Source organism: Kitasatospora sp. NPDC059747, from assembly GCF_042732955.1.
Taxonomy (GTDB): Bacteria; Actinomycetota; Actinomycetes; order Streptomycetales; family Streptomycetaceae; genus Kitasatospora.
Genome location: NZ_JBHWGV010000078.1, coordinates 33,871 through 45,228 on the forward strand (window position 1 = coordinate 33,871; position 11,358 = coordinate 45,228).

Sequence of the window (11,358 nt, forward strand, 5' to 3'; positions counted from 1 at the left end):
GCGCCGCCTCACCCACCGGCGCCCCGGCACAACTCCCGCCGCCACAGCGGCCATCAGGACCGCCACACCCCACATCACCCGGCCACCGCCTCTGCCCTGGCGCTCCTGCTGCTCACCGGCCTGCGCCAGGCCCGGCGGCGTGGCAGGCCGCTCAACGCCCGCCCGACGCCCCGGACTCCCCACTCGCCACGTACTCGCCCGGAGCGGCGTGTGGCGGCCTTCAGGGCCCGGGCGCCCGCCCTCCCGGTCCTCGGCGCCCACGGCGCCCACGAGCCCGGAACAGCAGCGCCGCGCCCCGGGCCTGCGGGGCCCTCCAAGCCGCCCCGAGCCGCCGCCCGCACGATCCGAGCCGTCCAGGCCACGCCCAGCCCCTCCAGCACGGCACCCACCGCGAGGCAGCCGAGCCCGGCAGACGTGTGCAGGAGGACGTCCACCGGCCTCGCCCCCATCGCAGTGCCCAGTAGCAGCCCGGCCGCCGGCAACATCGCCAGGACAGCGATCGTCGTTCGAGGCCCCGTCAGTTCACCGGCGATCTCCTCGGCCAGGGCCTGCTCGCCGCGCAGCGCCTCCGCGACCCGGTCCAGCGCGGCGGCCAGCCCCGCGCCCCCGTCGGACGCCACCCGCCAACAGGCCGCGATCGCCGCCGCCCCGCTCCCGCCCGGCAGTTCGGCGAGCAGGTGCAGCGCAGCGGGAACGTCGCCCCCGTAGCGGCCGGCCGCCAGCCGCGCCACCGGCTCCTCGCCCAGCCTGCGCAGGGCATCCGGGTCGGCCGCGGTGCGCGCCGTCACCACGTGGAGCGCCTGCTCCGGTGTCGACCCGCTGCGCAACTCCCCTGCCAGCCCGGCGCAGAGCTCGATCACACCGGCTGCCCGGCACCTTGCCCGCGCCGCCACGGCCCGCCGCAGACGCCACCTCCGGAGCGGCACCACGGCGAGGGCACCGACGAGCACCGGCACCGGCGAGGCTGTCACGTACCCGGCCGCCAATCCCACCGGGAGGAGCAGCAGTTCGGGAACCAGCCACTGCGGCGGCCCGAGTGCACCCACCGGCCTCATGGGAGGCACCGGCGGCCCGGCGCCCGCCAGCACCAGCCTGGAACGCCGCCCGCCCGGCAGCTGCTGCTGCACCACGTGCCACCCGCCGAGCGCGACCACGCACAGCGCAGCGGCCCACCACAACGAAATCTGACCGTCGATCATCTCGTGAACCTCCTTGTCATCAACGTCGTCCACGTCGTCCACGTCATCGGCCTTTCCGGCCCCAGTCCCCCAGCAGCGCGAGGGCACCCACCGAGAGCACGCTCAGCAGCAGGACGAAGCCGAGTTCCGCCGCTCGCGCGCTCGCCCCCGCGAGCCCTGTCACGGCGGACCCGCCGAGAGCGTGACGCCGCGCGCCGCCAGCAACCCGAGCAGTCGCTCCCAGCCCGCCTTCGGGGCCATTCGGCCCTCCGCCGTGAACTCCACCGCCGGGATGGTCACGGCCAGGCCCTCGCGGTCGCCCGCCAGCGTGTGGATCTCGGCCACCCGGCGCCGCCCCGAGCCCGGCTCCCGGACCAGGTGCACCACCAGGTCGAGTGCGGCGCGCAATTGGCTGTGCAGCGACGGCCGGTCGAGCCCGGCGAGCGAGCCCAGCGCCTCCAGCCGCACCGGCACGTCCGCCGCCGTGTTGGCGTGGACCGTCCCGCAGCCGCCCTCGTGGCCGGTGTTCAGCGCGGCCAGCAGGTCCGACACCTCGGCCCCGCGCACCTCGCCGATGACCAGGCGGTCGGGCCGCATCCGCAGCGCCTGCCGGACGAGGTCCCTGAGGGTGAGCTCGCCGAGCCCCTCCTGGTTGGGCGGTCTGCTCTGCAGCCGGACCACGTGCGGATGGGCCGGTCGCAATTCGGCGGAGTCCTCGGCGACCACGATCCGCTCGTCCGGGCCGACGAGGCCGAGCAGGGCCGCGAGGAGCGTGGTCTTGCCCGTCCCCGTGCCGCCGGAGACCAGGAGCGACAGCCGCGCCCGCACGATGCCGGCCAGCAGGCCGGCGCCCTCGGGTGGCAGCGTCCCGCCCGCCACCAGCTCGGCGAGCGTGAACGGCCGGGGCCGGCAGACCCGCAGCGAGATGTGCGTGCAGCCGGCCGCGATCGGCGGCAGCACGGCGTGCAGCCTGGTGCCGTCCGGGAGCCGGGCGTCCACCCAGGGACGGGCGTCGTCCAGCCGCCGCCCCGCCGCGGTGGCCAGCCGGTGCGCCAGCCGCCTGACCGCCTCGGCGTCGGCGAAGCGGACCCCGGTGGCGCGGTGCAGGCCGCCGCCACGGTCGACCCACACCTCCCCCGGCCCGTTCACCAGGACGTCCGTGACGTCGGGCGCCGCCAGCAGCCGGTCCAGCGGGCCCGCACCCACCAGTTCGGCGCGCAGGGAGCGCACGGTGTCCAGGACCTCGTCCCCGCCGAGCGGCGGCCGGGTGGCCCGCAGCGCGGCGGCGACGGATCCCTCCGTCGGGGCGGCGCCCGACTCGGCCAGCCGCAGCCGGACCGCGTCCAGCAGCGCCGCAGTCCGCTCCTCCCGGGCCGTCCGCCCGTAGGGGCACGGACGGGACTGTTCCGGTGGCCCGTCGGGTGGCGGGACGCTCCGGAGCAGCCGGTGCTCCCGCGCACCGCCGCCCCGGCCGGGCGAGCCGCCCATCCCGCCGGCTCCGGCGGAAGCGCCGGTGCCACCCGAGCCGGACCCGATCCCCGTTCTGCGCAGACGGACCATCAGTACACACCTCCTCCGACCGCCGGCACCGGCGGCAGCACTTCGTCCAGGAAGGTCGCGCAGAAGCGCGCGAGCGGGCCGTTGTCCCGCGTCCCGGGCGGCACGCCCTTCTCGACGTCCTCGACCAGCCCGGGCTCCCGCTCCAGCTCTCCCGCGAGCTCCAACCGCAGCCCGCGGGCGATCCGCCCGGCCGGGAGGCCGCGCGCCCGCAGCGGGCGCACCACCGCCCGGACGTCCCCGAGTCGCATCCGGACCGCCGCCGCGACCCGGTCGGCGGCGGCCACCGCCCGCAGTTCGGCCGGGACCACCAGCAGCGCCAGGTCCGACTGCTCCAGCGCCTGCCCGGCCGCCGCGTCGAGGTGGCGCGCCACGTCGACCACGACGAGCCCGCCGCGCCGTCTGGAGGCCGCCAGGACGCTGCGCATGGCCTCGGGCGGCACGGCCAGCGTGTCGCCGCGGTCCCACGACAGGCAGGACAGTCTGGACGGCCGTTTGAGCGCCGGCAGCGCCCGGGCCAGCTCGGTCCCGCTGACCCGGCCGCGCGAGCCGGCCAGATCGGGCCAGCGCAGCCCGCGGGCCGTCTCTCCGCCCAGCAGGATGTCCAGGCCCCCGCCCAACGGATCCCCGTCGATCAGCATCGTCCGCCGGCCGGACCGCGCCGCGGTGACCGCGAGGGCGCACGCCAGGGTGGAGGCCCCGGCGCCGCCGCGGCCGCCGAGCACGGCGACGGTGAGCGCCGGGGGCCCGACGCCCTCGGCCGCGTCGGCGATCCGGTCGAGCAGCCAGGCCTCGGCATCGGGGAGGAACAGCACGTGCTCGGCGCCGAGTTGGACGGCTCTGACCCATACCTCCGGGTCGTCCAGGTCCAGCCCCAGCAGCAGGACCCCGGCACGCCGGGGCAGCCCGGCGCAATGGGCCACCTGGTCGTCCCCGACCAGGACCAGCGAGGAACTCTCCCAGAGCCCGCGCGGCGGCGGGGCGCCCCGGATCAGCTGCGGCTCGGTGCCCGCGGCCGCGCAGAGCCGCACCAGGTGCTCGGCGAGGCGCTCGTCCTCGGTGAGGACCAGCGGCCCGGTGGCTCCGGGCCCCTCGACGGTGGTGTGGCCGGTGATCGGCGTCGACATGGTGCTCTCCCCTCCGCGCCGTCGACCGCTGTTCACGGCCGACGACGCACGTCCGACGGTTGGGACGGACGGCCGCCCGGGAGGGCCCGGGAGAGGCCCTGAGGGAGGCCCCGGCGACCGCCGCCGAACCTCACGGTGGGGGCTGATCGGGATTCCGTCATCGGGCTTCCGAATCCCTGTGGACAACTCGGCGCCTGTGGATAAATGCGTTCACCCGGGCGGGGGGCTAATGAGCCAAGAATTGACGAACCGGGATCACGGAGATGAACCGGGGACTCCGGTCGCACTTACCGCGCGACCTCGTCGGACTCCTCTCACGGAGCCGTCCGGCATCCCGGACCGCCGCGACGGGGGCGGCAAGTGGCCATCGGCAGGCATGAGCAAATGGCGACGCAGAGTGACGAAAGATGGTGGGCGGGCCCCGCTGCCGACACCCCCTGTACACCGCGGGCGGTCGGCCGGGCACACTCGCCGTGAAGGGCCTTCAAGCCCTGAAAATGGCCCCGGACGTGCGACGACCCCCGCCGGGGGGGAGAGCGGGGGTCGTCTATCCACAGCCCGACTCGGGGGGGAGGAGCCGGACCGGGTTAGCACGGTCGCGAACGATCCGTGACTTCCATGGTGTACCCGAGAGGCCAGAAACACAAACCCGCACGCCCGCGAGTACGCCGAATGGCGGGGTGTTTTTGCAGCTCCCTCTATCCTCGGTTCCCGTGGACACCACCGAGAACGCCGACGACCGCGCCGACCACTCCGCGGGCGGCGCCACCGGGCCCGCCGACGCTCCCGCCCCCGCGCACCCCCGGCCGGGCGGCACCCGCACGGCGGCCTTCTTCGACCTGGACAAGACCATCATCGCCAAGTCGAGCGCACTGGCCTTCAGCCGACCCTTCTACCAGGGCGGCCTGATCAACCGTCGGGCCGTACTGCGCAGCGCGTACGCCCAGTTCGTGTTCCTCGTCGGCGGCGCGGACCACGACCAGATGGAGAAGATGCGCGAGTACCTCTCGTCGCTCATCCGGGGCTGGAACGTGCAGCAGGTCCGCGAGATCGTCGCCGAGACGCTGCACAACCTGATCGACCCGATCATCTACGACGAGGCCGCCTCGCTGATCGAGCAGCACCACGCGGCCGGCCGGGACGTGGTGATCGTCAGCAGCTCGGGCTCCGAGGTGGTCGAGCCGATCGGCGCCCTGCTCGGCGCGGACCACGTGATCGCCACCCGGCTGAAGATCGAGGACGGCTGCTACACCGGCGAGATCGAGTACTACGCCTACGCCGAGAACAAGGCCTCCGCCATCCGGGAGTTGGCCGGGACCGAGGGCTACGACCTGACCCAGTCCTACGCCTACAGCGACTCCTCCACCGACCTGCCGCTGCTGGAGGCCGTCGGCCACCCGTCCGCCGTCAACCCGGACCGCGCGCTGCGGAAGGAGGCGGCGGCCCGGGAGTGGCCGGTGCTGGTCTTCGACAAGCCGGTGGAACTGCGGCGGCGGCTCCCGGAGTTCTCCGCCCCGAGCGGCTCGGTGCTCACCGCCGTGGCGGTCGGGACGGCCGTGCTGACCGCCGGCGTGATCTGGTACCTGGCCCGGCGCCGGCGGCCGACCGCCTGACGCCCGGGCCCGGAGCCGTTCGGGAGCGGCTCCGGAACGGTTCCGGGCCCGATTCGAAGCCGGCAACTCTCCGCGTTTGGGACAAAACGGGCAATTGCCGCAGACTTCTCGTTTCGGGTTCCCCTTTCGCCCGAAACGCGATACAAAGGAAACACGGCCCGCGAGACCCGGTCAGGACCGAAGAGGTCAAACCGACAACGCAGTTCAGGCCCCACGGACCGCGCGTACACGTAGCCGAGCACCCACATGCAGCCGACCCGCTGTCGGGCCGCCGGACCAGACGAACGGGCAGGATCCCCGTCTGATCGGCACTTCCGGTGCATGCTTGGTCACCCGGCACTTGTACCAGCGGCGGCACCCGGCAGGTTCGGGTGCCGCCGCATCTCCGCGTCCGGACAAGACCGCTCCGGCGTCCGGACGAGACCGTTCGGTCAGACCATTCCGCGCTGCATCGCCTCGCAGACCGCCGTGCTCTCCCGCACGCCGAGCCGCAACGCCCGGCCGCAGTGCGCGATCCAGGCCCCCATGCCCTCCGCCGTCCCGGACAGGTAGCCGGCCAGCGCCCGCCGGTAGGCGTCCGTCCCGAGCTCGGCGAGGCCGACCTCGGCCGGGCAGATCGACTTCGGGTCGAGGCCCTCGGCGATCAGCACGATCCGCTGGGCGGCCCGCGCGATCACCCCGTTGTGGGCGCCGAACGGACGCAGCGCGAGCAGTTCCCCGTGGACCACCGACGCGACCACGAGGGCCGGCGTCCCGACGCCCTGCCCCTCCGCCCGCGCGACCAGGAGGCGCGAGAGCTGGTCGAGGCGCGCGGCGACCTCCTCGGCCGCGGGCGCGGGCGGCAGCACCGGCAGCGGGGCGTCCACCACGACCGCCTCGACGCTCTCCACCGGCTCCAGGTCGAGCGGGAACAGCTCCTCCGCCGTCTCGCCCGCACGCCGCGGACGACCCGCGGACGGGTCGGCGTCGCCGACCGCGAGCAGGTGCAGCCGGGCCAGCACCTGGAGCGGCGAGTGCCGCCAGATGCTGAGCAGCTGGCCGGCCTCGGCGGCGATCCGCAGGGCGGCGCCGACCGTACGGGCCCCGTCGTCCGCGCCGAAGTCGCTGCGGCGCCGGACCTCCTCCAGCGGCCAGTCAGCCCCGGCCAGCGCCGCGGAGGCGCGGGCCCCGCGCAGCGCGGACTCGGAGGTGACCTCGGCCGCGCGGCGGCGCATCACCCGGTGGCCGTAGAGGCGGTCGACGGCCTTGCGCACCTCGGCCACCGCGTCGGGCACCCCGGGGAGCTGGGCCAGCGGGGCGAGGGGATCTGTTCCAGTGCTCACCTACCCGAGAGTAATGAACCGGCCGCCCCTCCCGGAACAGCAACCCCGCATCACCCGTTAGAGGCAATCCTCACTTCCCGTCCGCGGGGACGCCCAAACCCCGGCTAGCATGGCCACTATCGGAGACGATAACGATTTCCAGTTACGTCCCGGCGCCAGTTGAGCTCCCAGGGCGAGGCCCGGGGGCGGAACCCCCGGAGCGAGAGCCCCCGAGCGAGAGCCGGAGTCCCCAGATGAAGATCGCCTTCGTCGGAAAGGGCGGCAGCGGCAAGACGACGCTGTCCGCGCTGTTCATCCGCCACCTGGCCGCCACGGGCCGGCCGGTGATCGCCGTCGACGCCGACATCAACCAGCACCTGGGCCCCGCCCTGGGACTGACGGACGACCAGGCCGCCGCACTGCCCTCGCTCGGCGCGCACCTGCCGGAGATCAAGGAGTACCTGCGCGGCGGCAACCCGTTGATCGGCTCGGCGGACGAGATGATCAAAACCACGCCGCCCGGTCGGGGTTCGCGCCTGCTGCGCATCGTCGAGGAGAACCCGGTCTACGCCGCCTGCGCGCGGCCGATCGCCCTGGACGAGGGCTCGGTGCGGCTGCTCGCGACCGGCGCCTTCACCGAGGAGGACCTCGGGGTGGCCTGCTACCACTCCAAGGTCGGCGCGGTCGAGCTGCTGCTCAACCACCTGGTGGACGGCCGCGACGAGTACCTCGTCACCGACATGACGGCGGGCTCCGACTCCTTCGCCTCCGGCCTGTTCACCCGCTTCGACCTGACCTTCCTGGTCGCCGAGCCGACCCGCAAGGGCGTCTCGGTCTACCGCCAGTACAAGGACTACGCCCGCGACTTCGGCGTGCACCTGCGGGTGATCGGCAACAAGGTGCAGGGCCCGGACGACCTGGCGTTCCTGCGCCGCGAGGTCGGCGACGACCTGCTCACGACCTTCGGGCACTCGGACTGGGTGCGGCGCCTGGAGCAGGGCGGCGAGCCGCCACTGAGGACCCTGGAGCCGGCCAACCGGGCCGTGCTGGAGCAGTTGCTGACCGAGGTCGACGCCGCCCACGAGCGGCGCGACGCGCGACGCTACACCGACCAGGCCGTCCTCTTCCACCTGCGGAACGCGGAGAGCTGGGCCAGCGCCAAGGTGGGCGTCGACCTCGCGACCCAGGTCGACCACGGTTTCGTGCTCGGCGAGTTCGCCCACGACGGCGGGCGGCCCGCCACGGCCGGCGCGCCCGCCTGACGAACCGGCCGGACCGAGCCGCCGCACGGCACCGGAACGGGCCGTGCCCTCCCCCAGCCCGGGGAAGGGCACGGCCCGTTCGACGTGTCCGGGGTGCCCACCAGCAGATTTGCGGCGGTTCGAACACCACCCAATGGGGTGAATCAGGGGCTTTTCCCCTTCCGCCACGGGTGACCGCGTGCAAAGCTTTCATTACCCTCGGTTTACCGAGTCTTGATGGTCCGTCCCGACGGCCCTCTGCGAGGCCTCCCGCTCCTCGCCGAGGCCCCTGGCGGGCCCCGATGGTCGAGGTCCGGCCGGTGACACCCGCACTCCCCGCCGCGCCCGCACCATCCCGCCACACCGTCGCGACCCACGACAGCCGATCCGCCCCGGAGCCCCACGACCGGACTCGCCGCCGGACCTGACTGCGTTCGTTCCCCCGGACAGACGGGAAGACAATGACCCTCGACATCTCCAGCGCCCCCATCGCCTCCGACACGACCGACCACGCGCCGCCGGGTCCGGGATCCGGCCCCCGCGTCCGGTGGATGCAGGACCTCTCGGCCTCTCTGGTGGTCTTCCTGATCGCCGTGCCGTTCTCCCTCGGCATCGCGCTCGCGACCGGGGCCCCGCTCACCGCGGGCCTCGCCGCGGCCGCCGTCGGCGGCATCGTCGTCGGGCTGCTCGGGGGCACGCCCCTCCAGGTCAGCGGACCCTCGGCCGCGCTGACCGTGATCACCGCCGGGCTGATCGCCCAGTACGGCTGGCGGGCCACCTGCGCCATCACGCTCGCGGCCGGGCTGCTCCAACTCCTCCTCGGCGCACGCCGGGTGGCCCGGACGGCGCTCGCCGTCTCGCCCGCCATCGTGCACGGCATGCTCGCCGGGGTCGGGCTCGCCATCGCGATCGCCCAGCTGCACGTCGTGCTCGGCGGCTCCCCGCAGAGCTCCGCGATCGCCAACATCCTGGCGCTGCCGGGGCAGTTGGCTGGTCCGCACCCGCCCGCCGTGCTGATCGGGTCGGTGACCGTGGCCGTCCTGCTCGGCTGGCCGCGGCTCGGCCGAATCCCGGGCCGCGCCGGCGAGTTGGGCGCGAAGCTGGCCAGGGTGCCCGGACCGCTGGCCGCCATCGCCGCCGCCACGGCGCTCGCCACCGCGACGAACCTGCCGCTCGCCCACATCGAACTCCCCTCCTGGCAACCGCACTCGTTCGTCCCCGCGCTCCCGCACGGGCCGCTCGCCGGCGTGGTCGCCGCCGTCCTCACCGTCACCGCGGTCGCGAGCGTCGAGTCGCTGCTCTCCGCCGTCGCGATCGACCGGATGTCCCGCCGCACCGGCGACCTCGACCGCGAACTGCGCGGCCAGGGCGTCGCCAACGTCGTCAGCGGCCTGGTCGGCGGACTCCCGATCGCCGGGGGCGCGGTCCGCAGCACCGCCAACGTGCGCGCGGGCGGGCAGAGCAGGTGGGCCTCGGTCCTGCACGGCGTCTGGGTGCTCGCGGCCGCCGTGGCGCTGACCGGCGGGCTGCGCCGGATCCCGCTGGCCGCACTGGGTGCGCTGGTGCTGGTCGTCGGACTGCAGATGATGAGCTTCGCGCACATCCGCAAGGTCCACCGGCACCGCGAGTTCCCGGTCTACCTCACCACCGGGCTGGGCGTCGTGGTGTTCGGCGTGCTGTGGGGCGTGACGCTCGGCGCCGCCACCGCCGTCCTGCTCGCGCTCTACCGGCTCACCCGCGCCCATGTGGACGTGCTGGCCGGCCCCGACGGCTCGGTGACGGTCCAGACGCACGGCCCGCTCACCTTCACCGCCGTGCCCCGGCTGAGCCGGGCACTGGCCGGGATCCCCACCGACGCCGACGTGACGGTGGTCCACGACGGCTCCTTCCTGGACCACGCCGCGTACGAGACGCTGCACAGCTGGCGCTCCGGGCACCAGGCCGCGGGCGGACGGGTCTCGATGGTGACGCGGCGCCAGGACGACGAGGTGCTCGACCCCGACGGGACGGTCCGCGCCGGCAGCTCCCCGGGTCCGCACCGCTGCCGGGCCTGGACGCCCTGGGTGGGCCACCACTGCATCGAGCGGCAGGAGGACCCGCACGGCCGGCTGCTCGACGGCGTCCGGGTGTTCCAGCAGCACACCGCCCCGCTGATCCGGCCCGAGCTCGCCCGGCTGGCCCGGGAGGGCCAGACGCCCTCCCAGCTCTTCCTGACCTGCGCGGACTCCCGGATGGTCACCAGCATGATCACCAACAGCGGCCCGGGAGACCTCTTCACCGTCCGCAACGTCGGGAACCTCGTGCCGGCGCCGTTCGAGCCCGGCGCGGCCGACGACTCGGTGGCCGCCGCGGTGCAGTACGCCGTCGAGGCGCTGGAGGTGCGCTCGATCACCGTCTGCGGCCACTCCGGCTGCGGGGCGATGAAGGCCCTGCTGGACGGCGTCCACGAGCGCCCGGGCACACCGACCCCGCTGACCCGCTGGCTGCGCAACGGCCGCGGCTCGCTCGACCGGCTCCGGCGGGCCCCCGCCGAGTTCGCCGACCGGCCGGTGGTGGACCTCGCCGAGCAGCTCTGCATCACCAATGTCGTCCAGCAGCTGGACCAGCTGCTGGCGAACCCGGCGGTGGAGCGCCGGGTCGAGGAGGGCACCCTGCGCCTGGTCGGGATGTACTTCGACTTCGCGACCGCCCAGGCGTACGTGCTCGACCGCGAGGCCGGCACCTTCAGCCCGGTCCAGGCTCGTCCGGCCGAGGCAGGGCCCGCCGGAGCAAGGCCCGCCGAAGCAGGGCCGGCCGAGGCGCTCGCCGGCGCGGCACCGGGCGCACCGGCGGTGTGCCCGCCCGAAGGAGTGATTGGAATCCCGGACCGGGTGTCCGCCGCCGGCAGTGAGGGGGATCCCCGTCTGGCCGCCTGAGAGCCGGGCCCGTGTCCCCGCCGAGCGGGCCGGGGCACGGGCCCACCCCCTCCGACCTCCTGCGACCTCCGCGGCTTCTGCGGTGGTGCCGCTCGACGGTCGGGCCGACCTTCCCGGTGGCCGCCGGGACGGCCGGCCCGGCGGCCACCGCGGGGGTCCGCAGGCCGCCCCTCCACGACGACGTCCGTTCGACTCTCGGTCAAAGGTCTACACCAATTCCCGGGTGCCTCTTGTCAAGTGGGCTCTTCGCCTGGTGAGCTGTGCGCTGGGACACACGGGACAATCCCCACGCACGGGATCGTCCCAGATCATGACTCGATGAGGAGTGCGTGTTGAGCAACGAGAGCCTGGCCAACCTGCTCAAGGAGGAGCGTCGTTTCGCTCCCCCGGCAGAGCTCGCCGCAGCGGCCAACGTCACCGCGGCCG

At 74.6% G+C, this 11,358-nt stretch carries 7 protein-coding genes; 3 read left to right on the forward strand and 4 right to left on the reverse strand.

Annotated features, from left to right (window positions below; translation table 11 throughout):
- Window positions 1–74 precede the first annotated feature (74 nt).
- The 3 genes from ACFV4G_RS29065 to ssd form a co-directional block, all read right to left on the reverse strand.
- The gene (locus ACFV4G_RS29065) at window positions 75–1,199 is read right to left on the reverse strand and encodes a type II secretion system F family protein (RefSeq protein WP_380445082.1); all 1,125 of its coding nucleotides are present in this window, start codon (window positions 1,197–1,199) and stop codon (window positions 75–77) included.
- Window positions 1,200–1,358: 159 nt separating this feature from the next.
- Window positions 1,359–2,738, reverse strand: a complete 1,380-nt coding sequence (locus ACFV4G_RS29070) for a TadA family conjugal transfer-associated ATPase (RefSeq protein WP_380445083.1) — start codon at window positions 2,736–2,738, stop codon at window positions 1,359–1,361.
- A complete protein-coding gene (ssd, locus tag ACFV4G_RS29075; RefSeq protein WP_380445084.1) occupies window positions 2,738–3,862 on the reverse strand; it encodes a septum site-determining protein Ssd in 1,125 nt (374 codons plus the stop codon). Before ssd ends, ACFV4G_RS29070 begins: the two co-directional genes overlap by 1 nt.
- A 713-nt stretch (window positions 3,863–4,575) precedes the next feature.
- Here ssd and ACFV4G_RS29080 point away from each other — a divergent pair.
- Window positions 4,576–5,475 carry an HAD family hydrolase gene (locus ACFV4G_RS29080; RefSeq protein ID WP_380445085.1) on the forward strand — a complete coding sequence of 300 codons (900 nt, stop codon included), beginning with the start codon at window positions 4,576–4,578 and terminating at the stop codon, window positions 5,473–5,475.
- A 431-nt stretch (window positions 5,476–5,906) separates the two neighbouring features.
- On the opposite strand, the gene ACFV4G_RS29085 is transcribed toward ACFV4G_RS29080, so the two are convergent.
- Window positions 5,907–6,797, reverse strand: coding sequence for an oxidoreductase (locus ACFV4G_RS29085; RefSeq protein WP_380445086.1), 891 nt, complete (start codon window positions 6,795–6,797; stop codon window positions 5,907–5,909).
- A gap of 233 nt (window positions 6,798–7,030) precedes the next feature.
- Between ACFV4G_RS29085 and ACFV4G_RS29090 the strand changes: the two genes are divergently transcribed.
- Window positions 7,031–8,038: an ATP-binding protein gene (locus ACFV4G_RS29090; RefSeq protein WP_380445087.1), complete on the forward strand. Its 1,008-nt coding sequence runs from the start codon at window positions 7,031–7,033 to the stop codon at window positions 8,036–8,038.
- 440 nt (window positions 8,039–8,478) lie between these two features.
- Window positions 8,479–10,932: a SulP family inorganic anion transporter gene (locus tag ACFV4G_RS29095; RefSeq protein ID WP_380445088.1), complete on the forward strand. Its 2,454-nt coding sequence runs from the start codon at window positions 8,479–8,481 to the stop codon at window positions 10,930–10,932.
- Window positions 10,933–11,358: the final 426 nt, after the last annotated feature.